The organism is Prodigiosinella confusarubida, from assembly GCF_002847015.1.
Classification (GTDB): domain Bacteria; phylum Pseudomonadota; class Gammaproteobacteria; order Enterobacterales; family Enterobacteriaceae; genus Prodigiosinella; species Prodigiosinella aquatilis.
In genome coordinates, this window is sequence record NZ_CP025085.1 from 991,771 (window position 1) to 1,018,714 (window position 26,944).

Here is a 26,944-nt window from a genome sequence, read left to right on the forward strand (position 1 = left end):
AAATAATCATGGCAACTATGCGTAAACGTTTTATTGCTGGGGCGGTTTGCCCACAATGTCATTCGCAGGATACGCTGGCCGTTGGTCGGGAAGATGAGACCGACGTCGTGAGCTGTGTAAAATGTGGTTATCATCAGCGTCAGTCTGAGGAGCCGTTGAAGGCGATAACGCGCCCCGACGAGAAACAGATCATTGGCATTTTCCACCCCGAATAAAATAGGTTCTCGGTACGTTAATACTGCCCGGTCAGGTGAGCAAATAGTGAAAATACGCGAGCTTGATCGAAAGCGTCGTATATCGGTAGTCGGCCCTGTTTTGGTGCAGAATAACGTGAGAAGTAGCCCTTGAGCGGTAGATTCCACGCTGGTTGCTGTGATTTTTTATCTCAGGCAGTACATGGAGATTTTTTTCAGCTACAATTTGCGCAAAATTGATTTCCAACGGTAGGAGATATCATGAAAGTAGCAAAAGACGTGGTGGTCAGCCTGGCCTATCAGGTGCGTACAGAAGACGGTGTATTAGTTGATGAGTCTCCGGTGAGTGCACCGCTGGACTACCTGCATGGCCACGGTTCGCTGATTTCCGGTCTGGAAAAAGCGTTGGAAGGACGTGATGTGGGTGAGCGATTTGACGTTAACGTAGGGGCTAACGATGCCTACGGTAACTATGACGAAAATCTGATACAGCGCGTTCCTAAAGATGTATTTATGGGTGTGGATGAACTTGAAGTCGGCATGCGTTTTCTGGCAGAAACCGATCAGGGTCCGGTACCGGTAGAAATTACTGAAGTTCAAGATGAGCACGTTGTGGTTGACGGCAATCATATGCTGGCAGGTCAGAACCTGAACTTTAACGTGGAAGTGGTTGCCATCCGCGAAGCTACGGAAGAAGAACTGGCGCACGGCCATGTGCACGGTGAGCATGATCACGAGCACGAAGGCTGCTGTGGCGGTCACGATCATGATCATGAAGGTTGCTGCGGTGGTCACGACCATGAACATGGTAAAGGTGATTGTGGCGGTCATGGCGGTTGCGGTTGCCACTAATCCTGCGATAAAAAGGCTACTGGATTTGCTATCCCGGTGAGAACGGGGAACTAATCTGATAACCCATTGATAGAAAAGGCCGCATATGCGGCCTTTTCTATTTGACGCTCGGTAACCGGTTATTCTTCTCCCATCAGCAGTACATCTTGCGGTGCGTTGTTTCGCTGGGTTTTGGTCACCAGGAAATAGCTGTAACCCGCCAGCATAAAGACAATGAAGATCCCGCCAATCAGCGGATTGAACCACAGCATGGCGATCAGGCAGACCAGCGCCAGTACCAGTGCAATAGCTGGCACGATGGGGTAGCCAGGCGCACGGAAGGTGCGTTCCAGCTCTGGTGCGCTGCGGCGCAGCCGGAACAGACTTAGCATACTCATGATGTACATCACGATGGCACCGAATACTGCCATAGTGATCATCGCCGCCGTCAGGCTCATGCCTTGCAGGTTAATCCAGCCATCGCTGAAGATAGCGGCAATACCGATGATCCCGCCAGTGATGATCGCTCGGTGCGGCGTCTGGAAGCGGGAGAGTTTTGCCAACCCAGTGGGCAGATAACCGGCTCGTGCCAGTGCAAAGAACTGGCGGGAATAACCCAGAATGATACCGTGGAAGCTGGCGATCAGTCCGAACAGCCCGATCCAGACTAGCATATGCATCCAGCCTGAGTGCTCACCCACGACAATTTTCATCGCCTGCGGCAGCGGATCGTTGATATTGGACAACGTTCTCCAGTCACCTACGCCACCGGCAAGGAACATCACGCCCAGTGCCAGCACGACCAGCGTTATAATGCCGGTGATATAGGCCTTAGGAATGGTTCTTTTGGGATCTTTGGCTTCTTCGGCGGCCATGGCCGCTCCTTCAATCGCCAGAAAGAACCAGATGGCGAAAGGAATGGCAGCGAAGATTCCGGAAACAGACGACATGCTGAAGTGATCACTACCTGCCCAGCCGTTGGCGACGAAGTGGCTGACACTAAACCCTGGTGCGACGACCCCCATAAATACCAGTAATTCCGCTACGGCCAGCAATGTCACTAACAACTCGAACATGGCGGCAAGTTTCACCCCCAGAATATTCAGTGTCATAAAGATAAGGTAGGCCCCGGTAGCCGCATAACGCGGATCAAGTTCAGGGTATTGGACATTGAGATAAGCGCCGATCGCCATAGCGATGGCCGGCGGTGCAAACACAAATTCGATCAGTGTGGCCATACCAGCAATCAGTCCACCAGTTTCACCAAACGCCCGACGGCTGTAGGCAAATGGTCCACCAGCATGGGGAATGGCGGTGGTCAGTTCGGTGAAACTAAAAATAAAACAGGTATACATAGCGGCAATAAGCAGTGAGGTGATCAAAAATCCCATCGTGCCTGCCACTCCCCAGCCATAGCTCCAGCCGAAATATTCGCCGGAAATGACCAGTCCGACTGCGATCCCCCACAAATGGAGGGCTCCCAGGGTGGGTTTTAGCTGCGTTGTCATGACTCTCTCCCATCTAACAAATTCAGGATGAAAACAGACGGCGTTTTCACAACGAGTGACTCGATAAAGCGTTGTATTTTTTTCTGCGACGGAACATGCCCGATGAGTCCGCATGTTGTCGATAATGCCGCTGTCAGATGAAGGGATACTTGACACCAAGGCAGTGATTTTTGCGCTTTACAGTCAAGTGGCACAGAGAAATGCCTGCTGTTGTCATGTGTAGTCAACTAATGCCGTTTTTACGTCAAGCATCGAAAAGAGAGTGATTACATCCTGAATACTACTCAGGACACTACTCTTTGCGAGAGAAAAATATGGCAAAACAATATGATACGCTTGATGACGTGGCGATGAGCCATTTAGCCGAGGTGGCAATGAAACGCTATGCCCCATCGCTACAGGGGAAGTTGACGTTATTGTGCCGTTCGGAAAATGCGACCTACCGGCTTGATGCTGGAGGAAAACGCTATGCCATGCGCATTCATCGAGAGAATTATCACCAGCGTGATGAAATTGCTTGCGAACTCGCCTGGCTGTCGGCGTTGAGTGCTGAGGGTATCGCTGTGCCGCAGGCACTGGGCGGAGTGGATGGCGATGTTGTACAAACCGTGATACTGGCAGATGGGACACCGCGGCATGTGGTGCTGTTTCACTGGATTGAGGGCGAAATGCCGACCACGGAAGTGGATGCTCGGGCTTTTGAGCAGTTGGGGATGATTACCGCCCGTTTGCATCAACACAGCAGAAACTGGCAACAACCCGCACAATTCAGGCGCATCGTCTGGGATCACCAGACGATGGTCGGCTCAGATGGTCATTGGGGACGTTGGCAGGATGCTCCCCGCTTACAGGCTACAGATCATACGGTTATCGAGGAAACGCTGCATCAGGTAGGAGAAGCGTTGGATGCTTATGGCAAAGATAGCCAGCGTTATGGGCTGATTCATGCCGACCTGCGATTAACCAACCTGTTGATGTTTAAAGGGGAAACTCGGGTCATTGATTTTGATGACTGTGGTTTCGGCTGGTATCTGCATGACCTGGCCGCAGCAATCAGTTTTGTCGAGCATCATCCCCGTGCTGACGCCTGGGTAGCAGGCTGGTTGCGTGGCTATCAACGGATCTGCCCTCTCACTGACGCTGATATGGCAGTCATTCCGGCGTTATTGATCCAGCGGCGTATACAACTGATGGCCTGGGCTGGCTCTCATGCACAGACCGAGCAGGCGAAAAGTTTGGGTGATAACTGGAGTGACCACAGTGTGCGGTTGTGCCGACGTTATCTGGAAAAAGCATCACTGCCGGTCGGGTGTGATTAGTTCATCGTCACACCTGTGGACGTTTTGCACCAGTGACGCGCACTCTCTGTATCGTGGTGGTGCTTTTTTCTACAAAAACCTGTCTGATTGTGCGTTTTCTATCTGGTATGAAAATTGCTGGCTTACCTCTGCTTTAACGGATCACTTACGGGGTAAGGATAATGGAAATGCCACTTTTTCGACTTCCGCCGATCACCGAAACGCAGGTAGGGCACCGGGGGGTATTAGCTGCGGCAGCATCCGGGTTGGGCCAGTTCATCTGTGATAAAGGGGGGGACGCTGATCGTATCCTGGGAATCAGCGGTATCAATCCCGAACATCTGTCTTGCCCGACACTGAGCGTCGGGTTGGTCAATTATTGCCGGGTGCTTGAAGAAGCGGCCCGTTATTCTGACTGTGACAATTTCGGTCTGCATTATGGTCGACAGTTCAAGCCTCAGTCTTTAGGGTTGGTAGGGTATGTTGGATTGTGCAGTGCAACACTTGAGCAAGCGTTGCACAACGTAGTGAATGCTTTCCCTTTTCACCAGCATGACACACTGGTGCGGTTGGTTGATAAAGGAGATTGCTGGCGTTTTGACTATCAGGTTCGCCATGGCGCCATCCTGCACTGCCGGCAGGATGCGGAACTGACCCTGGGGATGATCCTGAACCTGATTCGTCATGCTGCGGGTAGAAACTGGGCACCGCGTGAAGTTCATTTTGAGCATCCCCGTCCGGAGCAATGGCATGAACACTGTAAGGTTTTTGATGCACCGGTCTATTTTGACCAGCCGTTCAATTCACTGCTTATACCCAAACGGGATGTGGTTCGTTCAATGCCGGATAGCGATCCGCTACTGTTGCTGGTTGTTCAGGATGCCATCCGTCGTTTAAACAGTGATATACATCCGCAAAGCGTGGTGGATTTGGCTCGTACCCAGGTACGGCATATGTTGCCACAGGGAGAACCTGTTCTGGATGAGGTGGCGGACAAGATAGGTCTGTCTAGTTGGTCATTGCAGCGGCGTTTAAAAGATGAAGGTATTAATTATACGACGCTGGTTGAAAAAGTCCGTTGTGAGATGGCAACCCACTATTTGCAGCAACGTCAGCTCTCAATTTCTGAGATGGCATTTTTGCTGGGGTATTCGGAAGTCAGTGCATTTTCCCGGGCTTTCCGGCGCTGGTTCGGGATCAGCCCCCGACAATGGCGTAAAGCGTGAGACACCTTACTGCCAATGACACAATAGAATTAAGTGCGGTTAATAATGTGGTGGTGGTGTTTCTTCAGACACGGGAGCAAGCAGCGATGTCTGCTGTGTCCGTAACCGTTCAGTTAATAAGCGCAGTTGCTCACGCAGTTTTACCATCTCTAACTCATGCTGCACTACCGTCTGGTTCAGTTCCTCAATTGTGACTTCCTGAAACGAGATCCGGCTTTCCAATTGTTCAAGTCGTTGTTCAAGCCATTGCGGTGACATTTTCTCTCCTCTCCAAGCGATGTCCGTAGAGTTTGTCAGAAAGCGGAAACTTCTGGTAGTAAAAACAGTCTGATTAAGGCGCAATTACCGGGTAAGTTATTTTTCTTAATGTATTGTTGCGCACATCGTTGTGTTGCCTTCGTGCGCACGGTTATAGTAGTGACCGACTTTTTAACGATCGCTGGGGCATGTCGCTCCAGATTCTGGAGAGATGGATGAAATCACTGTTTAAAGTAACGCTGTTAGCAACCACAATGGCACTGGCTTTGAATGCAGGTGTCATGGCTGCGGATACTGCGAAAGCGACGGATAATAATGCAACAGCAAAATTCAATAATGATGATCAGGCTGCGGCGTATGCATTAGGTGCATCCTTAGGGCGTTACATGGACAACTCCCTGAAAGAACAAGAAAAATTGGGTATAAAGCTGGATAAGGAACAGCTGATTCAAGGTGTTCAGGATGCATTTGCTGATAAGAGCAAACTGTCTGACGAAGAGATCGAAAAAACATTGCAATCGTTTGAAGGCCGGGTAAAAGCAGCTTCTCAGGCGAAAATGAAGCAGGATGCTAAAGAAAACGCTGATAAAGGGACGAAATACCGTGATGCTTTCGCCAAAGAAAAAGGCGTGAAGAAGACCAAGTCTGGTCTGCTTTATAAAGTAGATAAAGAAGGCACCGGTGCTGTACCGAAAGACAGTGATACGGTAGTAGTGAATTATAAAGGTACGTTGGTAGATGGTACTGAGTTCGATAATTCTTACAAGCGCGGCGAACCGCTTTCTTTCCGTCTGGATGGTGTTATCCCCGGTTGGACTGAAGGTCTGAAGCACGTGAAGAAAGGTGGTAAAATCGAGCTGGTTATTCCGCCGGCATTAGCCTACGGTGAAACCGGTGTTCCAGGGATCCCACCCAACTCTACACTGGTGTTTGATGTTGAATTACTGGATGTCAAATCAGACGCGGAAACCAAAGCGGCAGATAGCGCCAAGGCGGGAAAACCGGCCGGTGACGAGGCCAAGAAAAGCGCGAAGTAACAATGTAATTCCACAACAGTATCCAAATATAAGCCGCTGGGAAACCAGCGGTTTTTTTATGTCAAAGACAGGCTTGATGCTCACCTGGCTCCATACCACAGGCGAGAATTAACGCATCGGCGATGCTTTCTACCTGCTCCTTTTTCATCATTGATGTGCTGACCCGGATAAACTGCGCACTGCCGCTGCGGCAACGCTCGCCTGGCAGGGCTGCAATGCCGCGGGCTGCTAGTGTTATCATGGCAAATTGCTCAGACACTACAGGAATACAGATACTCAGACCATCACGATCCGGCAGTATCAGGCCTCGGCGTGCCAGCGCTTCCAGTAACATTCGGCGTCGGCTTGCATAAAGGACGCGTGCTTGTTGCAGGCACGTTTGGGTCGCGTGGTCATTCAGCATCCAGGCAACGGCTTCCTGTAATATTCGACTGGTCCAACTGGCGCCGAAGTTACGAAATGATTGGATACGTCGGACCAATACTTCAGGGCCGGAGAGTACGGCAAGACGCAAATCCGGACCATATGCTTTTGAAAAGGACTGAACGTATAAGGTTCTTTCAGGATAGTAACGACTCAGACTCCACACCGGCCAAGCGGATAACTCACCGATGCCATCATCTTCCACCACCAACATTTTGGAATCCGCCAGTACGTGGGCCAGTGCTTTACTGCGGCTTTGGCTGACGGTATGGCCCGTAGCGGAGTGAGTCCGGGGCTGATAGATAAACAGGGTCGGCGATTTTTGCATCAACATGGCCAGCGCCCCAGGAAGTGGCCCGTTTTCATCACAGGACAGTGGCATGATCTCGGCACCAACATTGTCCAGCATGTCTAGAAGACGTGTGGCGGTGGGATCTTCTATCACCACTTTATCGCCGGGCGACACCAGCGTTTGCACAATCAGATTCATAGCGTCAAAACCACCATCCGTTGCCAGAAAAGCCTCTGCAGAGGCTGGCCAGTGTGGCTTGAGCGCCAGTAACAAAGGTAGCGCGATAGGTTCACGCTGATAGCTGTTTAGCTGAGAAGACCGAATGCCTTGCAGCATGGCGTCGCGCAGGTCAGGAAGCAACATCGGATCCGGCACGGCCATGGAAAGATCGGCCTGGATTGCGCTACCATAATTGCCGATTTTCTCAAAACGAACGGGTCTGGGCGTCACTCTGTCTCCACATACCCAAACACCGCTACGCCCTTTGCCGGCAATCACTTTCTGCCGTTTTAGTTGCCCCCAGGCCGCTGATACCGTCGCCGGGCTGACGCCTAGCTTTTCAGCCAGATTACGTACCGCTGGCAATTGCGTTCCAATCGGGATTTGCCCCTCACGAATCAGGGTCGCTATCGCCTGCATAATTCCTTTTATCGAAACATCGGCAATATGCTCTGCCAGCCAGTTCACATCCAACGTTGAAGTCATAAGAAAATAGTTTGTTCAGTAACAAATAAATTATTGTACACATATTATTATCATCCTAGTATCAAATTCAAGCAATGACTGGTTAATTAATGACCTTATTGCGCATTGGTCGGGGAAAACGAGAGAAATATTATGATTACCATCAGACTCGCGGTCAGGGATTGGGATTATTTCACGCCGCTGGCGCTTGGCGATATTCAGCCAGAAGGCTTCCGCGTTGAGATCCATCGGGTTGGTACGTTGGTGGATGATCTGGCCACCAGTGCAAACTACGACGCAGGCGAAGTGTCATTCAGCCGCTATGCACAAGGAAGGGCGCAAGGGGATATGTCACTGCTAGCATTACCGCATTTCTTGATGCGAGGTTTTCGCCAGCGCTGCATCATCACGACCACTGATAGCCCCATCATCATGTTGCAACAGCTGAAAGGCAAGAGGATCGGTGTTACTGGTTGGCAGGACTCTGGCAATACCTGGACGAGAACGCTATTGCGTGAAGTTGGGGTCGATATCGGTGATGTCTATTGGTTCGCGGGACGTCTGACGGAAAATCATCCCATTGTTGATCGTCTGGGGCGTTTTGGGTCTCCAGGACGCATTGAGGCGGCACCCGGCGAGCGCCCGTTGATCACATTATTAAAAGCGGGTGAGCTTGATGCGATATTCACTCCTTTTATGCCGGAAGGTTTCTTCCTGCCGGATTCCGGTTTGCGCCAGGTACAAACTGACTTTCGTCAGGCGGAGCTGGATTATTTTAACCGTGTTGGTTACGTGCCGGGTATTCATCTTCTGGCTCTGAAACCTGCATTGGCGCAGGTTTATCCATGGCTGCCAGAAGCATTGAGTCAGGTGATCAATCACTCCGCTAAGGTGTGGAATCAAAAACGTGAAAAATACGCCGACACCACACCCTGGTTGCTGGACGATCTGCGGCACACCGCACGAGATTTACCTCATAACTGGAATGACAGCGGTTTTGCCGTCAACAGGAAGATGATCGCTGATTTTGCCCGTGAGTTATACCAACAAGGGATCACGACCCTGTTATTAACGCCGGAGGATTTATTTCCGGCCTCAGTCAGCGGGGAGTAATGAATGAAAGTAGCAATGGGGCAGTTCTCGGTCAGCCGAGAATGGCAGGATAACGCTAATACCGGTATCGCGTTGATGACGAAAGCGTATCAGTCTGGGGCCGATCTTTTGGTCATGCCGGAAGGCATTCTGGCACGAGATATCGCTGATCCTGATCTGGTGCTGAAAGCGGCGCAATCGCTTGAAGGACCATTTCTCTGTCAGCTGCTGGCAGCCAGCCGGGACAATGAGATGACGACCATGATGAGCGTCCATGTCCCAACAGGGCATCAGCGGGTACTGAACGTGTTAATCGCCATTCGGCGTGGGGAAATAATCGCGCAGTACGAAAAACTACACCTCTACGATGCTTTCGCTATGCAGGAATCACAACGCGTGACACCCGGTAATGTTGTGCCACCACTGGTGAGTGTCGCTGGGATGAAAGTCGGCCTGATGACCTGCTATGACGTGCGTTTCCCTGAACTGGCTCGCCGGTTGGTACTGGATGGTGCTGATGTGTTGGTACTGCCGGCTGCCTGGGTAAAAGGCCCGCTGAAAGAGATGCATTGGGAGGTACTGGTGACCGCCCGCGCATTGGAAAACACCTGCTATATGGTGGCAGTGGGCGAGTGTGGCCCGCGCAACATCGGTAACAGTCTGGTGGTGGATCCGCTGGGTGTTGCGATAGCCAAAGCGGCCGAGGGCCCGGCATTGGTACTGGTTGATCTCGATCCTGAGCGTATCGCTTATGCACGCAATGTCTTACCGGTTTTGGAAAATCGTCGTTTTGTTCGGCCTGAGTTAAAAACGCATTAACAACACTGGGGAAAACATAAATGAGAAAGAAAATCTATGCACTGGTTCTGGGGATGATAGCGGTATGTTGCGCCCATGCCGCTGATATGATTCCTGTTCAGAAGATGCAGCCAGCGCTACACGATCGTCTGCCGGATGAGGTGAAAAAAGCCGGCAAGCTCTTTTCGGTGAACAATGGTTCGTTTCCACCTTATGAAATCGTCCGTGGCCCGAATGCGTTGGAAGGCGCCAGTGCGGATCTGGGAACCGCGCTGGGGCAACTATTGGGCGTAAAAATAGAACACGCAACGGTGAGTGGCTTATCCGGCCTGCTATCCGGCATCAAATCCGGGCGTTATCAGCTGGCAATCGGTCCGATAGGGGACTATCCAGGTCGTCAGAAAGAGAATGATTTTATCGATTTCGTACAGGAATTTGTGGTGTTTGCGGTACAGAAAGGTAACCCACAAAAAATCAATGGACTTGGGGATACCTGTGGTAAACGCATTGCCGTCATGGCTGGCGGTTCCGCTGAGCAAGTGATCAGAAAACAATCACAGGCCTGTACTGACGCCGGTAAACCTGCAGTTACGGTTCAGTCATTCACCGATCAACCTTCTTCGATTCTGGCTGTGCGTTCCAAGCGTTCTGACGCCTTTTTCTCTTCGCAGGCACCGTTGGTGTATTTCGTGGAACAGTCTCATGGGCAATTGGAGCTGGCGGGGATCGGTAAGAAAAATGGTTTCGGCGATATTTTTCAGGGCACGGTGGTACCTAAAGGTTCCAAATTGGGTAATGTCGTCCTGGACGGCTACCGCGAGTTGTTCCACAACGGTACTTATGCTGCCATCATGAAAAAATGGAAACTGGGTGGAAACATGATTGCCGAACCGGGCCGTAATCTGGCAAAAGGGACGGTAAGATGAAACCAGACACCACGGATTCTCGGACCAGTGAGTGGGCCGACGTACAGCAGCGTGATGTGGCTTTTGCTCACAATACGCCAGCATACGGGCGTCTGGTCTCCTGGATTGTGGTACTGGTGATTGCCGCTGATTTTTTCTGGTTAGTCGCGACCAACCCCAATTTTGAATGGCACGTGGTTTTGCAATGGTTTACCGAAAGTTCGGTGATGGACGGGCTGGAGGTGACGCTGGGATTGACGCTGGTCTCAATGGTTATCGGTGTCGTTCTGGGGCTGCTATTGGCCATTGCTCGTCTGTCGGACAATAGGCTGTTAAACGGCCTGTCTGCATTATATATCTGGTTTTTTCGTGGGACGCCGCTGCTGGTCCAGTTGATCTTTTGGTATAACCTGTCCACCTTGTTTCCCACCATTTCGCTGACAATCCCGCTAACGGGTCCAACATTTGTCAGCTGGAATACCAATGATCTGATTACGCCACTGACAGCGGCGATTGCTGGTCTGGCCCTGAATGAAGCCGCCTATATGGCCGAGATTATTCGTGCTGGTCTGCTTTCGGTAGAGGGCGGTCAGGTCGAAACCGCACAAGCGTTTGGTATGAGCCACGCACGAGCGTTGCGTCGCATCATTATTCCACAGGCCATGCGTTCTATTATCCCACCGACAGCTAACCAATTGATCAGCATGATTAAAGCAACATCACTGGTGAGTGTTATCGCTATGGGTGACCTGCTGTACTCGGTACAGTCAATCTATAATCGAACCTTTGAAATCATCCCGATGCTGATGGTGGCGGTAATCTGGTACCTGCTTATTACGTCCATTCTGAGTGTGGGGCAGTCCGCAATTGAGCGCTACTACGCGCGCGGTACGCGTCGCACTGTTGTCGTTGGTAAACGCCGAGCTGTCAGCGAACGCCCGACAACCATGCTGAACCATCCTTTAACGAAGGAGGAAAAGGTATGAATGACAGAAAACCTCTGGTGCGAGCCCGTAATGTCCAGAAGAAATACGGGGATAATGAGGTTCTGAAAGGTATTGATCTGGATGTGTTCCCCGGCGAGGTTGTAGTGATCCTGGGACCTTCAGGTTCAGGTAAATCCACTTTCCTGCGTTGTATCAATCATCTGGAGGACATGAACGCCGGCTCTATCATGGTGGGTGAACAGCAAATTGGTTTTGCGCTGAAAAATGGCAAATTGTGCCGCTTGTCGCCGCGTAAGATTGCGCGTCAACGTCAGGAAATCGGTATGGTATTTCAGCAATTCAATCTCTATCCGCATATGACGGTGTTACAAAATATCATTGAAGCACCTATCGGGGTTCACAAATATCCTCGAGAGGAAGCCATTCGTTTTGCAACTGAGCTGCTGGCAACCGTAGGATTGAATGACAAGGCTGATGCCTGGCCACGCCATCTCTCCGGCGGCCAGCAACAACGGGTGGCAATAGCTCGGGCACTGGCGATTAAACCGAGGCTGATGCTGTTTGATGAGCCAACGTCTGCACTCGACCCTGAACTGGTGGGAGAAGTGCTGGCGACGATGCGCACGTTGGCAGAGAAAGGGTTGACTATGATCGTGGTAACCCATGAGATTGGGTTTGCCCGTGAGGCGGCAGACCGGGTGGTATTCATGGATGGCGGTGTGGTCGTGGAGCAGGGGACGCCTGAAGAGGTGTTAACGTACCCACAACACCCACGAACTCAGGCATTTCTCAGCCGTTTTATCTGAGTATGCTTCGCTTCCTGTTCGTGGGTTAGATGATATTTTCCTGATGGTTGAATACCACCCGGGCCTGCACGCCAGAGTGTTGCGAGCAATTCTCCAAAAAGAATTGTCCCTGATGCAATTGGGCAATGCGGGTGACAATACTTAACCCCAGGCCGATACCACCGTAACGAGTATCCATGCGGACGAAGGCTTTGCTCAACTCGCCAGCCTTACTTTCATCAATGCCCAGCCCCTGGTCCTGTACCAGCAATTCCGTTACATCATTCTCCAACGGGTTCAAGGCAATCGTGATCGTACTGTTTTCCGGGCTATAACGATGGGCATTTTCCACTAGATTACGCAGCATCAGCTGCAACAGCGTAGCATCCCCTTTTATCACTATATCTTCTTTTGGCAATTGCCATTCCAGAGTTTGGTGGCGCTGTTCGCCCATTTCTGTCAGCTCTTCCAGCGTAGGAGAAATGACATCGTCAATCAGCGATACCGTCTGGTAGTGTCCAGAAGCAAACTCATGTCCGGTACGGGCCAACAGCAGTAAATGCTCAACCGTTTTGGTCAGTTTATCAATGCGGTTAATCAGCGGTTGGCAATTTATCTGATAATGCTGTTCCTGCAACTCGAGATGCAGACGGATGCCGGCCAGTGGCGTTCGTAATTCGTGCGCTACATCGGCAGTGAATTGCCGGTCGCGACGTAGTGTTTCGTTGAGTCGCAGAAAGAGTTGATTCAGGCTACTGGTAACGGCTCTTATTTCGGTGATGTTACTGTCATATTCTAGTGGTTCAAGGTTTTCAGCAGTGCGATTTTGCAAATTCTGCTGCAAGCGTGAGAGTGGGCGGGTAATCCAGTTTACCGCCTGAACGCACATCAGCAGTGAAGCGATTACCATAACCAGGCTTGGCACGCTGAGTGAGGCGATGGCTTCGCGAATTTCCTGATCGATATCACGATGGAGTGTTTTGGCGGTTAATGTCTGTTCAACCAGCAGTTCAATCTGCTCTTTGCTTTCGTGCCATAACCATGCCACGCTGATGAACTGACAAACCAATAGAATGCTACCCAGCGCCAGAATCAGGCGCCATCGCATGCTGGAAGTTTTTTCATCAGCATCATGACTGCGTTGATTCATGGTTGGCTGCTCTTGGTTAATAAATAGCCAAATCCTCGCAGTGTGCGAATACGATTTTTCCCGATTTTTTGTCGGAGATTATGGATATGCACTTCCAGAGAATTAGAGGAAGGATCATCGTTCCAATTATATATATCCTGATGAAGCACTTCTCGATGTACTTGAGAGCCCGCTTTTAAAATCAGACGTGAGAGAATGGCGAACTCTTTGGGGGTGAGCACCACGGGTTTGTCATCCACCGTGACCTGCTGATTATTAAGATCCAGAGTAATATTGTCGACCTGTATCTGGCTATCACTGGAACCTTGATGGCGGCGGATTAGCGCCCGTACCCGCGCCTGCAATTCTGTCAATGCAAAGGGCTTGACCAGATAGTCATCAGCCCCGACATCCAAACCACTGACGCGGTCAGATACCGTATCTCTGGCAGTCAATATCAAAACAGGTTGCTGGTAATTAGTTTTACGCCAGCGCGCGAGTAGGGTTAATCCGTCTTCATCCGGTAAGCCTAGATCCAGAATTACCAGGCTGTAGTGAGCGCTGCTGATCAGCGCATGGGCTTCTTTTGCTGTACCGGCACAATCACAGACATAACCTTCACTGCTCAACGCTTGTAATAATCCTTCTTGTAGTAATGTATCATCTTCAACAATCAATAATTTCATGAATTGCCCCGACACGGTTGAAGTATATCTAGTTGAGATTGGTACTCTTTTGTGTCGATGTCAAACATTCCCAATAGGGTATGAAAGAGATTATCCTGCGAGAAAGTACGCTGTTTGGCGTTAGTGCGCAGGCAACTGTCTTTAATCGCAAATTGCTGCTGATATCCCTTGGATAACCACATTAGCATCGGTATATGCGTTTGCTGCTCAGGGGCAATAGAATAAGGCATACTGTGTAAATAGATGCCGTTTTCACCTAATGACTCTCCGTGATCGGAAAGATAAACCAATGCGGTATTAAATTTATCCTGGTGCCTTTTTAATTCGTTAATCGCTCTATCAACAATATAATCCACATGCAGAATCGTATTGTCATAGGTATTGGTAAGTTCTTCGCGCGAGCAATTCTGTATTTGGTTGGTATCACAGGCTGGCGTGAATTTGTTGAAGGTCTGAGGGTAACGTTTATAATATGTCGGACCATGACTGCCCATCGTATGTAATACGATAATGCCATCACCTTTCAGGTTATTGATGTAATCTTCAAGACCATTAAACAGTGCTTCGTCATAGCATACACCTCCCGTGCATAGGCCGGGGAGATCCAATGCAGTAATGTCCCTGCTGGGAACTCGGTCACAGACACCTTTGCAGCCACCGTCATTTTCATTCCACAGTACATTGATTTTCGCATGCTGCAAAATATCCAGCACACCTTCCTGATGGCTGGCTAACTGTTCGTTATAGCTGGTTCGCGGCATATTGGAGAACATGCATGGCACAGAAACCCCGGTGGACGTGCCACAAGAACTGGTATGATCGAAATAGACAACATTATCATGTGCCAGTAACGGGTTGGTTTCTTTAGCGTACCCACCCAATGAGAAATTCTCAGCTCGTGACGTTTCCCCCACGATCAGAATAACCAGATCCTTTTTCGTCGCAGTTTCTGTCGATGGCTTTTTGTGAGCATCCAGGCCGATTTGGATTAATGGCAGATTGTCCATTGCCTTATGCTTATAATAAGAGTGTATCGCGACAATAATGTTGCTGGGTGTTAGTGATTTCACTAGTTCTTTATTATTCCGCATTAAAGACGCGTAGTCTTTATAAAAGAATGTGGCTATTAGTAAAATAGCAAATAGAGAAAGCACAATACTAAAGAAACGCGTGCCGATGTTAAACCATGTCAGCTTGGTGGGTTTTATTTTAATCCATAATGCTAAAAAAGCGGGAAAAACACCCAGCGACATAAGCCATATTATGTATTGTGGTGTAATTAAAGAAAATGACTCTGCCGCTGTAGTCTCAAAAACATTCTGTATCATCGTGCGATCAATAATAATGCCATAACTCAACATAAAGTATTGAACGGCGGCACCACTCAATAGAAAGAAGGCGACGACGAGTGGGCGCAAGTAAGGCATTGCCAACAATGTGAACAGAATGTTCAGTACGGAAAAAATGACTATCGGCATCGTGAGAACAAACAGAATATCAACCCAGGATGACATCGCGACAAGGTGACTAATCTGTCGATAGTAGGCGATGTTTTGTACAGTGGAGATAAAGGCGGCAAACACTATATTGTAAGTGATACTGTTCCATTTTGGTCTCTTGAGTTTAAGCATATTATTAATCACTTACGGTATATCCAAATTATGTATAGGTATATCAGGGTAACAGTAAAGAGGTTGAATTAATTCAACCTTAAGAAAAGCGAAATCGTACAAGAAAAAATAGTTCCCGTCGGTTAAATACGAGGACGACAGAAGGGTTGTTTGCTAGACTGTGTATCCTATGAATAGGATGAATAAATGACGTTGAGGGTGGTGTCTGCCATGTCTAGTTCGCTCGTTACTGGCGAATCCAATGACCTTGATTTGCTGGATGAACGTCCGTTTATGACGACGGATTATGAGATCCTGAAGTCATATGAAGCTGTGGTTGATGGTCTGGCGATGCTGATCGGTGGACACTGTGAGATCGTGCTGCATTCGTTGGAAGATTTGAAGTGCTCCGCTGTACGTATTGCTAATGGCGAGCATACCGGCAGGAAAATTGGCTCACCGATCACCGACTTGGCATTGCGGATGCTCCACGATATGGCGGGTGAAGATAGTAGCGTATCAAAAGCTTATTTCACCCGTGCTAAAAGCGGAGTACTGATGAAGTCAGTAACTATCGCGATCCGTAACCGCGAACAGCGTGTCATTGGTTTACTGTGCATCAATATGAATCTGGATGTGCCTTTTTCCCAGATTATGCAGACATTTATGCCACCGGAAATCAAAGAAGTGGCTTCTTCTGTTAATTTCGCTTCGTCGGTAGATGACCTGGTGGCACAAACGTTGGAGTTTACCATCGAAGAAGTTAATGCCGACCGTAATGTTTCCAACAACGCCAAAAATCGGCAGATTGTTCTTAACCTTTATGAGAAAGGCATTTTTGATATTAAAGATGCCATTAATCAGGTTGCCGATCGGCTGAATATTTCCAAGCATACTGTTTATCTTTATATCCGCCAGTTTAAGAGCGGTGATTTTACTGGGCACGATCGTTGATGTTGACCTACTGCCTATTGGTCACCGGGCCGGCTTACGGCACACAACAAGCCAGCAGTGCATTGCAGTTTGCGCAGACATTGCTGACGGTTGGGCATCAGTTGGACAGCGTTTTTTTTTATCGTGAAGGTGTATTGAATGCCAATCAGTTCACGTCACCCGCCAGTGATGAATTCGATCTCGTGCGTGCATGGCAGAGTTTCGGACAGAAACATCAGGTCGCATTAAACGTCTGTGTGGCGGCGGCGCTGCGGCGTGGTGTTACTGATAATCAACAGGCAGAACAACTCAATCTGGCAGGGGCAAATCTGCAACCTGGTTTTAATTTAAGTGGGCTTGGCGAATTAGCTCAGTCGGTTCTGATATGCGATCGGGTTATCCAGTTTTAATAGTTGTTAGGGGCGGGTTATGAAGCGTATTGCTTTCGTCTTTACTCATGCGCCTCACGGCAATGCATCCGGCAGAGAAGGACTGGACGCGCTACTCGCAATGTCAGCGCTGACTGAAAATATCGGTGTGTTCTTTATCGGTGATGGTGTATTTCAATTGTTGCCTCATCAGCAGCCCGAAAAAGTGCTGATGCGTAATTATATTGCCACCTTTGGTGTGCTCCCTCTATATGATGTCGAGCATTGTTATGTGTGCGAGACATCGTTGCAGCAACGAGGTATTTCGCCAGACATGGGCTGGATTCTGGATGTGGAAATCCTGCCAGCGGACGTACTTCGCACAACCTTATCAACCTATCATTCCGTTCTCACTTTCTAGCGGAGATATTGTCATGCTGCACACACTTTCTCATTCGCCTTATCAAACGGATTTTGATTCGTTGCTACGTAACGTTGGTGCAGAAGACGAAATCCTGCTGTTTCAGGATGGTGTTATTGCATCACTGGAAGAAGCTGCTGCATTAGTGCGCCTGTTGGTATTAGCCGTACCAATTTATGTGTTGAAAGAGGATGTAGAAGCCCGAGGATTGACTAACCAAGTTTCAGGCAAAATCACACTCATTAGCTATACTCAATTTGTGCAATTAACAGCTCGGCATTCCCAGCAGCTGGCTTGGTAATACTGTATTTTTGTATATTTCTTGACTCCTTACCCAGCCAGCCCTAAAATTCTGCGTCCTCATATTTTGCCTCTGGCTGGTATGAGGCGATTTATCACGTGTTTACGAAGCAAAAACCAGGAGCTTTTAATGGCAACGATTAACCAGCTGGTTCGCAAACCGCGCGCCTTGAAGGTTGCTAAAAGCAACGTTCCGGCGCTGGAAGCGTGCCCGCAGAAACGTGGTGTATGTACCCGTGTATATACCACCACTCCGAAAAAACCGAACTCTGCACTGCGTAAAGTGTGTCGTGTTCGTTTAACTAATGGTTTTGAAGTCACTTCCTATATTGGTGGTGAAGGTCATAACCTGCAGGAACACTCCGTGATCCTGATTCGTGGCGGTCGTGTAAAAGACCTGCCAGGTGTGCGTTACCACACCGTTCGTGGCGCGCTTGACTGCTCCGGTGTTAAAGACCGTAAGCAAAGTCGCTCCAAATACGGTGTGAAGAAGCCGAAGGCTTAATGGTTCTCCGTTAAGTAAGGCCAAACGTTTTAACTTAAATGTCAAACTAAACTCGTAGAGTTTTGGACAATCCTGAATTAACAACGGAGTATTTCCATGCCACGTCGTCGCGTTATTGGTCAACGTAAAATTTTGCCGGATCCGAAATTCGGATCTGAGTTACTGGCCAAATTTGTAAATATCCTGATGGTAGACGGTAAAAAATCTACCGCAGAATCAATCGTCTATACCGCGCTGGAAACCCTGGCTCAGCGTTCTGGTAAAGATCATCTGGAGTCTTTTGAATCTGCACTGGACAACGTACGTCCGACTGTCGAAGTTAAGTCTCGTCGCGTTGGTGGTTCTACCTATCAGGTTCCAGTTGAAGTCCGTCCGGTTCGTCGTAATGCTCTGGCAATGCGTTGGATCGTTGAAGCTGCTCGTAAACGCGGTGATAAATCCATGGCTCTTCGCCTGGCGAACGAACTTTCTGATGCAGCAGAGAATAAAGGTACTGCTGTGAAGAAACGTGAAGACGTTCACCGTATGGCTGAAGCCAACAAGGCGTTCGCTCACTACCGCTGGTAATTCCTGCGTAGACGTTAATAACCCAGCGGGCGCTTCAAATGCTAACCCGTCTGGGTTTACTAATTCGAACGTCCTAGGATATAGAGGAAACAAATGGCTCGTATAACACCTATTGCACGTTATCGTAATATCGGTATCAGTGCACACATCGACGCCGGTAAGACCACTACAACTGAACGTATCCTGTTCTACACCGGTGTGAATCATAAAATCGGTGAAGTTCATGACGGCGCAGCCACCATGGATTGGATGGCGCAGGAACAGGAGCGTGGTATTACCATTACTTCTGCCGCTACTACCGCTTTCTGGTCTGGTATGGCTAAGCAGTTTGAACCGCACCGTATCAACATCATTGATACCCCAGGACATGTCGACTTCACTATTGAAGTAGAACGTTCTATGCGTGTACTGGATGGCGCAGTAATGGTTTACTGTGCTGTCGGTGGTGTTCAGCCACAGTCTGAAACCGTATGGCGTCAGGCAAACAAATACAAAGTTCCGCGTATTGCGTTCGTTAACAAAATGGACCGTATGGGCGCGAATTTTCTGCGCGTTGTAGAGCAGATCAGAACTCGTTTGGCTGCTACCCCGGTTCCGTTGCAACTGGCGATCGGTGCAGAAGAGAAATTCACGGGTGTTGTTGACCTGGTGAAAATGAAAGCTATCAACTGGAATGACACCGATCAGGGTGTAACCTTCACTTATGAAGAGATTCCGGCTGATATGGTTGAATTGGCCAACGAATGGCACCAAAACCTGGTTGAGTCTGCAGCAGAAGCATCTGAAGAGCTGATGGACAAATATCTGGGTGGTGAAGAACTGTCCGAAGAAGAAATCAAGAAAGCACTGCGTCAACGCGTGCTGAATAACGAAATCATTCTGGTTACCTGTGGTTCCGCGTTCAAGAACAAGGGCGTACAGGCAATGCTGGATGCAGTTATCGAATATCTGCCATCTCCGACTGATGTGCCTGCGATCAATGGCATCCTGGATGACGGTAAAGATACTCCGGCTGAGCGTCATTCTAATGATGAAGAGCCGTTTTCAGCACTGGCGTTCAAAATCGCCACTGACCCGTTTGTGGGTAACCTGACGTTCTTCCGCGTGTACTCTGGTGTGGTTAAGTCCGGTGATGCTGTACTGAACTCTGTTAAAGCCCAACGTGAACGTTTGGGTCGTATCGTTCAGATGCATGCCAACAAACGTGAAGAGATTAAAGAAGTTCGCGCGGGTGATATCGCGGCTGCTATCGGTCTGAAAGACGTTACCACTGGTGACACACTGTGTGATCCGGATGCACCGATTATTCTGGAACGTATGGAGTTCCCAGAACCAGTTATTTCTGTTGCGGTTGAGCCGAAAACCAAAGCCGACCAGGAAAAAATGGGTATTGCTCTGGGCCGTCTGGCAAAAGAGGATCCCTCTTTCCGTGTGTGGACTGATGAAGAATCTGGTCAGACTATCATTGCCGGTATGGGTGAATTACACCTGGAAATCCTGGTTGATCGCATGCGTCGTGAGTTCAACGTAGACGCAAACGTTGGTAAACCCCAGGTTGCTTACCGTGAAACTATCCGTGAAACTGTTACGGATGTTGAAGGTAAACACGCGAAACAGTCCGGCGGTCGTGGTCAATATGGTCATGTTGTTATTGACATGTCTCCGCTAGAACCAGGTGGTGTGGGTTATGAATTCGTCAACGATATTGTTGGTGGTTCTATCCCTAAAGAGTTCATTCCTGCTGTTGATAAAGGTATCCAGGAACAGCTTAAAGCGGGTCCTTTGGCTGGTTATCCAGTCGTCGATATCAAGGTTCGACTGCATTTCGGTTCTTACCATGACGTCGACTCTTCCGAACTGGCGTTTAAACTGGCTGCTTCCCTGGCGTTTAAATCAGCATTCGGTAAGGCGAAACCAGTTCTGCTGGAGCCGGTCATGAAAGTTGAAGTTGAAACGCCTGAAGACTACATGGGTGATGTTATCGGGGACCTGAACCGTCGTCGTGGTATCATTGAAGGTATGGAAGATATCGCAACTGGCAAGACTGTTCGGGCTCAGGTACCGTTGTCAGAAATGTTTGGTTATGCTACTGATCTGCGTTCGCAGACTCAAGGTCGTGCTTCTTACTCCATGGAGTTCTTGAAGTATAGCGAAGCGCCGAACAACGTTGCTCAAGCCGTTATTGAAGCCCGTGGTAAATAATCCGGGTTTAAATCATTGATCCCGTGCTCTTTCCAGAAGGGGAGAGCATTTGAGTAAGGAATATAGCCGTGTCTAAAGAAAAATTTGAACGTACAAAACCGCACCTTAACGTCGGTACTATCGGCCACGTTGACCATGGTAAAACAACGCTGACTGCTGCTATCACAAGTGTTCTGGCTAAAACCTACGGTGGCCAGGCTCGTGCATTCGACCAAATCGATAACGCGCCGGAAGAAAAAGCACGTGGTATCACCATCAACACTTCTCATGTTGAATATGATACCCCGACTCGTCACTACGCACACGTTGACTGCCCAGGGCATGCTGACTATGTGAAAAACATGATCACCGGTGCTGCCCAGATGGATGGCGCGATCCTGGTGGTTGCCGCGACTGACGGCCCGATGCCTCAGACCCGTGAGCACATCCTGCTGGCTCGTCAGGTTGGTGTTCCGTACATCATCGTGTTCCTGAACAAATGTGACATGGTTGATGACGAAGAACTGCTGGAATTGGTAGAGATGGAAGTGCGTGAGCTGCTGTCTCAGTACGATTTCCCGGGTGATGACACTCCGGTAATTCGCGGTTCTGCGCTGAAAGCGTTGGAAGGCGACGCTGAGTGGGAAGCCAAAATCATTGAGCTGGCGGAAGCCCTGGATACCTATATTCCAGAACCTGAACGTGCGATTGACAGACCGTTCCTGCTGCCGATTGAAGATGTATTCTCCATCTCTGGTCGCGGTACGGTAGTGACGGGTCGTGTAGAACGCGGCGTCATCAAAGTGGGTGAAGAAGTTGAAATCGTGGGTATCAAAGACACCACGAAAACCACGTGTACCGGTGTTGAAATGTTCCGTAAATTGCTGGACGAAGGCCGTGCGGGTGAGAACGTTGGTGTTCTGCTGCGTGGTACCAAGCGTGATGAAGTGGAACGTGGTCAGGTACTGGCTAAACCGGGTTCAATCAAGCCGCATACGCAGTTTGAATCAGAAGTTTATATTCTGAGCAAGGATGAAGGAGGCCGTCATACGCCGTTCTTCAAAGGCTATCGTCCACAGTTCTATTTCCGTACGACTGATGTCACGGGGACGATCGAACTGCCGGAAGGCGTAGAGATGGTAATGCCGGGCGACAACATCAAGATGGTAGTAAACCTGATTGCGCCAATCGCAATGGACGACGGTTTGCGTTTTGCTATCCGTGAAGGCGGCCGTACAGTAGGTGCTGGCGTTGTTGCTAAAGTTATCGCTTAATGCTTAATCGCATTTAATGTGGTAATAAGAATGAGGGCACTTCGGTGCCCTTTTTTATTGGCGCTCATCAGAAGATAAATTTGAATAGGAATGATTCCCACCTGTACTTGGGGTCAGTGATCTTTGAACGGTTATCAATTCTTCTGGCTCTGTACGCGACTATGTCAGTCGGGTTAATGATTGACGTTTTGGTAGACGAAGAAGGGGACAGCGATTGGCGTGAAACTGAGTTAGAATCTATTACCTATATGAGAATGCAAAATTATCTACAAACTCAGCTCAAGTGAGAATAATATCTCGTATCACCCGACTAAATTTATATGTTGTCCTTATTCACATAAAGCAGGGTGATATATAGCAAATCATTTTTACCTACGGGTTGCTTCCTGAACAGATTTACGTATAATGCGCGGGCTTACCTGAGATGGTGAGCCTGGTTTGATCTGAATCAGATGACTAGTGTTGTTAGTACTAGTCAAACAATATCCCCGATATGGGGGTTATATGAAGAACGATTACACTCCCCCATCAATCGAAATGGGTGTGGGTAGTAATTATTTATGTTTAAAATAATTGGAGCTCTGGTCTCATGCAGAACCAAAGAATCCGTATCCGCCTGAAAGCGTTTGATCATCGTCTGATTGATCAATCAACTGCGGAAATCGTCGAGACTGCTAAGCGCACTGGCGCTCAAGTTCGCGGTCCGATCCCGCTGCCGACCCGCAAAGAGCGCTTTACCATTCTGATTTCTCCGCACGTTAACAAAGATGCGCGCGATCAGTATGAAATTCGCACTCACAAGCGTCTGGTTGACATCGTTGAGCCAACCGAGAAAACCGTTGATGCTCTGATGCGTCTGGATCTGGCTGCCGGTGTAGACGTGCAGATCAGCCTGGGTTAATCAGGTCATTGAGCGATTGAGAGGTTGAAACAATGATTGGTTTAGTCGGTAAAAAAGTGGGTATGACGCGCATTTTCACTGAAGAAGGTGTTTCTATCCCCGTAACCGTAATCGAAATTGAAGCAAACCGCGTGAGCCAGGTTAAGAGCCTGGAAAACGATGGTTACCGTGCTGTCCAGGTCACTACCGGCGCTAAAAAAGCTAACCGTGTAACTAAGCCGGAAGCTGGTCATTTTGCTAAAGCTGGTGTTGAAGCTGGCCGTACGCTGCGTGAATTCCGTCTGTCTGAAGGCGAAGAGTTCACTGCAGGTCAGAGCATTAGCGTTGAAATTTTCGCTGACGTTAAGAAAGTTGATGTTACCGGTACTTCTAAAGGTAAAGGTTTTGCTGGCACGGTTAAGCGCTGGAATTTCCGTACCCAAGACGCTACCCATGGTAACTCCTTGTCTCACCGTGGTCATGGTTCTATTGGTCAGAATCAGACTCCGGGCAAAGTGTTCAAAGGCAAGAAAATGGCAGGCCAACTGGGTAATGAGCGTGTAACCGTTCAGAGCCTGGATGTAGTGCGTGTTGACGCTGAGCGCAACCTGCTGCTGGTCAAGGGCGCCGTTCCGGGAGCAACCGGCAGCGACCTGATCGTTAAACCGGCTGTCAAGGCTTAACGTCGAGGAGATAGGAATGGAATTGGTATTGAAAGACGCGCAAAGCGCGCTGACTGTTTCCGAAACTACCTTCGGGCGTGATTTCAATGAAGCGCTAGTTCACCAGGTTGTTGTTGCTTATGCAGCAGGTGCCCGTCAAGGTACTCGCGCTCAGAAGACCCGCGCTGAAGTAGTTGGTTCCGGTAAGAAACCGTGGCGTCAGAAAGGTACTGGCCGTGCTCGTGCAGGTTCTATCAAGAGCCCGATCTGGCGTTCCGGTGGTGTAACCTTTGCTGCCAAGCCTCAGGACCATAGTCAGAAAGTTAATAAGAAGATGTACCGCGGCGCGCTGAAAAGCATTTTGTCTGAATTGGTACGTCAGGATCGTCTGATCGTTGTCGAACAGTTCTCTGTAGAAGCACCGAAAACCAAACTATTGGCTCAGAAACTGAAAGACATGGCGCTGGAAGATGTGCTGATCATCACTGGTGAACTGGATGAAAATCTGTTCCTGGCCGCACGTAACCTGTACAAGGTTGACGTACGCGATGTAGCAGGTATCGACCCGGTTAGCCTGATCGCCTTCGACAAAGTAGTCATGACTGCTGATGCTGTTAAGCAAGTTGAGGAGATGCTGGCATGATTCGTGAAGAACGTCTGCTGAAAGTATTGCGCGCGCCGCACGTTTCTGAAAAAGCGTCTACTGCGATGGAAAAAAATAACACCATCGTGCTCAAAGTTGCTAAAGACGCGACTAAAGCAGAGATCAAAGCTGCCGTACAGAAACTGTTCGAAGTCGAAGTCAATGATGTCCGTACCTTGATTGTTAAAGGCAAGGTTAAACGTCATGGACAACGTATCGGTCGTCGTAGCGACTGGAAAAAAGCTTACGTCACCCTGAAAGAAGGCCAGAATCTGGACTTCATTGGCGGCGCAGAGTAAGTCGGAGGAGTAAAGAACAATGGCAATTGTTAAGTGTAAACCGACATCTCCGGGTCGTCGCCACGTTGTTAAAGTGGTTAACCCTGAGCTGCACAAGGGCAAACCATATGCCCCATTGCTGGAAAAAAACAGCAAAACCGGTGGCCGTAACAACAATGGCCGCATCACCACCCGTCATATCGGTGGTGGTCACAAGCAGCTGTATCGTATTGTTGACTTTAAACGTAACAAAGACGGTATCCCGGCTGTTGTCGAGCGTCTGGAGTATGATCCGAACCGTTCTGCCAACATCGCGTTGGTTCTGTACAAAGATGGCGAACGTCGTTACATCCTAGCGCCGAAAGGCCTGAAAACGGGTGATCAGATTCAGTCTGGTGTTGATGCTGCAATCAAAACGGGCAACACACTGCCGATGCGTAACATCCCAGTGGGTTCAACGGTTCACAACGTAGAAATGAAACCAGGTAAAGGCGGCCAATTGGCTCGTTCTGCTGGTGCTTACGTTCAGATCGTTGCTCGTGAAGGTGCTTACGTTACCTTGCGTCTGCGCTCTGGTGAAATGCGTAAAATTGAGTCTGACTGTCGCGCTACGTTAGGTGAAGTTGGTAACGCTGAGCACATGTTGCGGGTTCTGGGTAAAGCAGGTGCTGCTCGCTGGCGTGGTATTCGTCCTACTGTTCGTGGTACGGCGATGAACCCGGTAGATCACCCACATGGTGGTGGTGAAGGTCGTAACTTTGGTAAGCACCCGGTTACCCCGTGGGGCATTCAGACCAAAGGTAAGAAGACCCGCAGCAATAAGCGTACTGATAAATTCATCGTACGTCGCCGTACTAAATAATTTTAGAGGATAAGCCATGCCACGTTCTCTCAAGAAAGGTCCATTTATTGACCTGCACTTGCTGAAGAAGGTAGAGAAAGCGGTGGAAAGCGGTGACAAGAAGCCTTTGCGCACTTGGTCCCGTCGTTCAACGATCTTTCCAAACATGATCGGTTTGACCATCGCTGTCCATAATGGTCGTCAGCACGTTCCGGTATTCATTTCTGATGAAATGGTCGGTCACAAGCTGGGTGAGTTCGCACCGACCCGTACTTATCGCGGCCATGCGGCCGATAAAAAGGCTAAAAAGCGCTAAGGTAGGAGGAAGAGATGGAAACTATCGCTAAACATCGCCACGCTCGTTCTTCTGCTCAAAAGGTACGCCTGGTGGCTGACCTGATTCGCGGTAAGAAAGTGTCGCAAGCTCTGGATATTCTGGCCTACACCAACAAGAAAGCTGCTGGTTTGGTTAAAAAAATACTGGAGTCTGCCATTGCTAACGCAGAACACAACGATGGCGCTGACATTGATGATCTGAAAGTTGCGAAAATCTTCGTTGACGAAGGCCCTAGCATGAAGCGCATTATGCCGCGTGCCAAAGGTCGTGCGGATCGCATCCTGAAGCGTACCAGCCACATTACTGTGGTTGTGTCCGATCGCTGAGACTCTGGAGACTAGCAATGGGTCAGAAAGTACATCCTAATGGTATTCGCCTGGGTATTGTCAAACCTTGGAACTCTACCTGGTATGCGAATACCAAAGAATTCGCTGACAACCTGGACGGCGACTTTAAAGTTCGTAAATACCTGACGAAGGAACTGGAGAAGGCTTCCGTTTCTCGTATCGTTATCGAACGTCCGGCAAAAAGCATACGTGTAACCATTCATACTGCTCGCCCGGGAATCGTTATCGGTAAAAAAGGTGAAGATGTTGAAAAATTGCGCAAAGTCGTAGCGGATATCGCTGGCGTACCTGCACAAATCAACATCGCTGAAGTTCGTAAACCTGAACTGGACGCAAAACTGGTTGCTGACAGCATTACTTCTCAGCTGGAACGCCGTGTTATGTTCCGTCGAGCTATGAAGCGTGCAGTACAGAACGCTATGCGTCTGGGCGCTAAAGGTATCAAGGTTGAAGTAAGTGGCCGTTTGGGCGGCGCTGAAATTGCGCGTACCGAATGGTACCGCGAAGGTCGTGTTCCGTTGCATACACTGCGTGCGGATATCGATTACAACACTTCCGAAGCGCACACCACTTATGGTGTTATCGGTGTGAAGGTATGGATCTTCAAAGGTGAGATCCTGGGTGGTATGGCTGCCGTTGAACAACCGGAAAAACCGGCTGCTCAACCTAAAAAGCAGCAGCGTAAAGGCCGCAAGTAAGGAGAG

At 49.2% G+C, this 26,944-nt stretch carries 32 protein-coding genes; 26 read left to right on the forward strand and 6 right to left on the reverse strand.

The window, feature by feature from the left end; all coding sequences use genetic code 11:
* Positions 1-8 precede the first annotated feature (8 nt).
* Together CWC46_RS04580 and slyD are read left to right on the forward strand one after the other, a co-directional pair.
* Positions 9-215, forward strand: coding sequence for a YheV family putative zinc ribbon protein (locus tag CWC46_RS04580; protein WP_021013375.1), 207 nt, complete (start codon positions 9-11; stop codon positions 213-215).
* 240 nt (positions 216-455) lie between these two features.
* Positions 456-1,046, forward strand: a complete 591-nt coding sequence (gene slyD / locus CWC46_RS04585) for a peptidylprolyl isomerase (RefSeq protein ID WP_021013374.1) — start codon at positions 456-458, stop codon at positions 1,044-1,046.
* A gap of 119 nt (positions 1,047-1,165) precedes the next feature.
* Here slyD and eat read toward each other — a convergent pair whose 3' ends face one another.
* Positions 1,166-2,533 carry an ethanolamine permease gene (gene eat / locus CWC46_RS04590; protein WP_021013373.1) on the reverse strand — a complete coding sequence of 456 codons (1,368 nt, stop codon included), beginning with the start codon at positions 2,531-2,533 and terminating at the stop codon, positions 1,166-1,168.
* 314 nt (positions 2,534-2,847) lie between these two features.
* On the opposite strand from eat, the gene CWC46_RS04595 reads away from it, so the two are divergent.
* Both CWC46_RS04595 and qhpR read left to right on the forward strand, forming a co-directional pair.
* Positions 2,848-3,852, forward strand: coding sequence for a phosphotransferase enzyme family protein (locus tag CWC46_RS04595; protein ID WP_021013372.1), 1,005 nt, complete (start codon positions 2,848-2,850; stop codon positions 3,850-3,852).
* 161 nt (positions 3,853-4,013) lie between these two features.
* On the forward strand, positions 4,014-5,057 hold the full coding sequence (gene qhpR / locus CWC46_RS04600; RefSeq protein WP_037380292.1) for an AraC-like transcriptional regulator QhpR: 1,044 nt from the start codon (positions 4,014-4,016) through the stop codon (positions 5,055-5,057).
* 39 nt (positions 5,058-5,096) lie between these two features.
* Here the strand turns inward: qhpR and CWC46_RS04605 are convergent, their stop codons facing one another.
* The gene (locus CWC46_RS04605) at positions 5,097-5,315 is read right to left on the reverse strand and encodes a SlyX family protein (protein WP_021013370.1); all 219 of its coding nucleotides are present in this window, start codon (positions 5,313-5,315) and stop codon (positions 5,097-5,099) included.
* A 215-nt stretch (positions 5,316-5,530) separates the two neighbouring features.
* Here CWC46_RS04605 and fkpA point away from each other — a divergent pair, with 215 nt between their 5' ends.
* Positions 5,531-6,352, forward strand: coding sequence for an FKBP-type peptidyl-prolyl cis-trans isomerase (gene fkpA / locus CWC46_RS04610; protein ID WP_021013369.1), 822 nt, complete (start codon positions 5,531-5,533; stop codon positions 6,350-6,352).
* 61 nt (positions 6,353-6,413) lie between these two features.
* Here fkpA and CWC46_RS04615 read toward each other — a convergent pair whose 3' ends face one another.
* Positions 6,414-7,772: an aminotransferase-like domain-containing protein gene (locus tag CWC46_RS04615; protein WP_021013368.1), complete on the reverse strand. Its 1,359-nt coding sequence runs from the start codon at positions 7,770-7,772 to the stop codon at positions 6,414-6,416.
* 132 nt (positions 7,773-7,904) lie between these two features.
* Here CWC46_RS04615 and CWC46_RS04620 point away from each other — a divergent pair, with 132 nt between their 5' ends.
* Genes CWC46_RS04620 through CWC46_RS04640 form a run of 5 tightly spaced genes read left to right on the forward strand, consistent with a single transcriptional unit; the run spans position 7,905 to position 12,299 of the window.
* Positions 7,905-8,864 (forward strand): substrate-binding domain-containing protein, encoded by a 960-nt coding sequence (locus CWC46_RS04620; protein ID WP_021013367.1) that lies wholly within the window; start codon positions 7,905-7,907, stop codon positions 8,862-8,864.
* A gap of 3 nt (positions 8,865-8,867) precedes the next feature.
* Positions 8,868-9,662 (forward strand): deaminated glutathione amidase, encoded by a 795-nt coding sequence (locus CWC46_RS04625; protein ID WP_021013366.1) that lies wholly within the window; start codon positions 8,868-8,870, stop codon positions 9,660-9,662.
* 20 nt (positions 9,663-9,682) lie between these two features.
* Entirely contained in the window at positions 9,683-10,567 is an 885-nt protein-coding gene (locus CWC46_RS04630) for an ABC transporter substrate-binding protein (protein WP_021013365.1), read from the forward strand.
* Positions 10,564-11,532 carry an amino acid ABC transporter permease gene (locus tag CWC46_RS04635; RefSeq protein ID WP_021013364.1) on the forward strand — a complete coding sequence of 323 codons (969 nt, stop codon included), beginning with the start codon at positions 10,564-10,566 and terminating at the stop codon, positions 11,530-11,532. The genes CWC46_RS04630 and CWC46_RS04635 overlap by 4 nt, the downstream gene beginning before the upstream one ends.
* Positions 11,529-12,299 carry an amino acid ABC transporter ATP-binding protein gene (locus tag CWC46_RS04640; protein ID WP_021013363.1) on the forward strand — a complete coding sequence of 257 codons (771 nt, stop codon included), beginning with the start codon at positions 11,529-11,531 and terminating at the stop codon, positions 12,297-12,299. The genes CWC46_RS04635 and CWC46_RS04640 overlap by 4 nt, the downstream gene beginning before the upstream one ends.
* Positions 12,300-12,324: 25 nt before the next feature.
* On the opposite strand, the gene pmrB is transcribed toward CWC46_RS04640, so the two are convergent.
* Genes pmrB through eptA form a run of 3 tightly spaced genes read right to left on the reverse strand, consistent with a single transcriptional unit; the run spans position 12,325 to position 15,724 of the window.
* Entirely contained in the window at positions 12,325-13,428 is a 1,104-nt protein-coding gene (gene pmrB, locus CWC46_RS04645; protein ID WP_021013362.1) for a two-component system sensor histidine kinase PmrB, read from the reverse strand.
* Complete coding sequence (pmrA, locus tag CWC46_RS04650; RefSeq protein WP_021013361.1) at positions 13,425-14,093, reverse strand: two-component system response regulator PmrA; 669 nt, start codon at positions 14,091-14,093, stop codon at positions 13,425-13,427. The genes pmrB and pmrA overlap by 4 nt, the downstream gene beginning before the upstream one ends.
* Complete coding sequence (eptA, locus tag CWC46_RS04655) at positions 14,090-15,724, reverse strand: phosphoethanolamine transferase EptA (RefSeq protein ID WP_037380361.1); 1,635 nt, start codon at positions 15,722-15,724, stop codon at positions 14,090-14,092. The genes pmrA and eptA overlap by 4 nt, the downstream gene beginning before the upstream one ends.
* Before the next feature lie 210 nt (positions 15,725-15,934).
* On the opposite strand from eptA, the gene CWC46_RS04660 reads away from it, so the two are divergent.
* The 16 genes from CWC46_RS04660 to rpsC all read left to right on the forward strand — a co-directional run bounded on the left by CWC46_RS04660 (position 15,935) and on the right by rpsC (position 26,938).
* Entirely contained in the window at positions 15,935-16,657 is a 723-nt protein-coding gene (locus tag CWC46_RS04660) for a helix-turn-helix transcriptional regulator (protein ID WP_037380359.1), read from the forward strand.
* Positions 16,657-17,046: a sulfurtransferase complex subunit TusD gene (tusD, locus tag CWC46_RS04665; RefSeq protein WP_021013358.1), complete on the forward strand. Its 390-nt coding sequence runs from the start codon at positions 16,657-16,659 to the stop codon at positions 17,044-17,046. Before CWC46_RS04660 ends, tusD begins: the two co-directional genes overlap by 1 nt.
* Positions 17,047-17,065: 19 nt before the next feature.
* The gene (tusC, locus tag CWC46_RS04670) at positions 17,066-17,425 is read left to right on the forward strand and encodes a sulfurtransferase complex subunit TusC (RefSeq protein WP_021013357.1); all 360 of its coding nucleotides are present in this window, start codon (positions 17,066-17,068) and stop codon (positions 17,423-17,425) included.
* 13 nt (positions 17,426-17,438) lie between these two features.
* Positions 17,439-17,726: a sulfurtransferase complex subunit TusB gene (gene tusB / locus CWC46_RS04675; RefSeq protein WP_021013356.1), complete on the forward strand. Its 288-nt coding sequence runs from the start codon at positions 17,439-17,441 to the stop codon at positions 17,724-17,726.
* Positions 17,727-17,855: 129 nt separating this feature from the next.
* Complete coding sequence (gene rpsL / locus CWC46_RS04680; RefSeq protein WP_021013355.1) at positions 17,856-18,230, forward strand: 30S ribosomal protein S12; 375 nt, start codon at positions 17,856-17,858, stop codon at positions 18,228-18,230.
* Between the two features lie 96 nt (positions 18,231-18,326).
* A complete protein-coding gene (gene rpsG, locus CWC46_RS04685) occupies positions 18,327-18,797 on the forward strand; it encodes a 30S ribosomal protein S7 (protein WP_021013354.1) in 471 nt (156 codons plus the stop codon).
* A gap of 93 nt (positions 18,798-18,890) precedes the next feature.
* The gene (gene fusA, locus CWC46_RS04690; protein WP_021013353.1) at positions 18,891-20,999 is read left to right on the forward strand and encodes an elongation factor G; all 2,109 of its coding nucleotides are present in this window, start codon (positions 18,891-18,893) and stop codon (positions 20,997-20,999) included.
* Between the two features lie 68 nt (positions 21,000-21,067).
* Positions 21,068-22,252: an elongation factor Tu gene (gene tuf, locus CWC46_RS04695; protein WP_021013352.1), complete on the forward strand. Its 1,185-nt coding sequence runs from the start codon at positions 21,068-21,070 to the stop codon at positions 22,250-22,252.
* A 589-nt stretch (positions 22,253-22,841) separates the two neighbouring features.
* Entirely contained in the window at positions 22,842-23,153 is a 312-nt protein-coding gene (gene rpsJ, locus CWC46_RS04705; RefSeq protein WP_009639175.1) for a 30S ribosomal protein S10, read from the forward strand.
* Positions 23,154-23,185: 32 nt separating this feature from the next.
* Complete coding sequence (gene rplC, locus CWC46_RS04710) at positions 23,186-23,815, forward strand: 50S ribosomal protein L3 (RefSeq protein WP_021013350.1); 630 nt, start codon at positions 23,186-23,188, stop codon at positions 23,813-23,815.
* 16 nt (positions 23,816-23,831) lie between these two features.
* Positions 23,832-24,437, forward strand: coding sequence for a 50S ribosomal protein L4 (gene rplD, locus CWC46_RS04715; protein WP_021013349.1), 606 nt, complete (start codon positions 23,832-23,834; stop codon positions 24,435-24,437).
* Positions 24,434-24,736 (forward strand): 50S ribosomal protein L23, encoded by a 303-nt coding sequence (gene rplW, locus CWC46_RS04720; protein WP_012768102.1) that lies wholly within the window; start codon positions 24,434-24,436, stop codon positions 24,734-24,736. Before rplD ends, rplW begins: the two co-directional genes overlap by 4 nt.
* 19 nt (positions 24,737-24,755) lie before the next feature.
* On the forward strand, positions 24,756-25,577 hold the full coding sequence (gene rplB / locus CWC46_RS04725) for a 50S ribosomal protein L2 (RefSeq protein WP_021013348.1): 822 nt from the start codon (positions 24,756-24,758) through the stop codon (positions 25,575-25,577).
* A 16-nt stretch (positions 25,578-25,593) separates the two neighbouring features.
* Positions 25,594-25,872 (forward strand): 30S ribosomal protein S19, encoded by a 279-nt coding sequence (rpsS, locus tag CWC46_RS04730; protein ID WP_021013347.1) that lies wholly within the window; start codon positions 25,594-25,596, stop codon positions 25,870-25,872.
* Positions 25,873-25,886: 14 nt separating this feature from the next.
* Positions 25,887-26,219 carry a 50S ribosomal protein L22 gene (gene rplV / locus CWC46_RS04735; protein ID WP_021013346.1) on the forward strand — a complete coding sequence of 111 codons (333 nt, stop codon included), beginning with the start codon at positions 25,887-25,889 and terminating at the stop codon, positions 26,217-26,219.
* A gap of 17 nt (positions 26,220-26,236) precedes the next feature.
* Entirely contained in the window at positions 26,237-26,938 is a 702-nt protein-coding gene (gene rpsC, locus CWC46_RS04740; RefSeq protein ID WP_021013345.1) for a 30S ribosomal protein S3, read from the forward strand.
* The last annotated feature ends 6 nt before the right edge of the window (positions 26,939-26,944 follow it).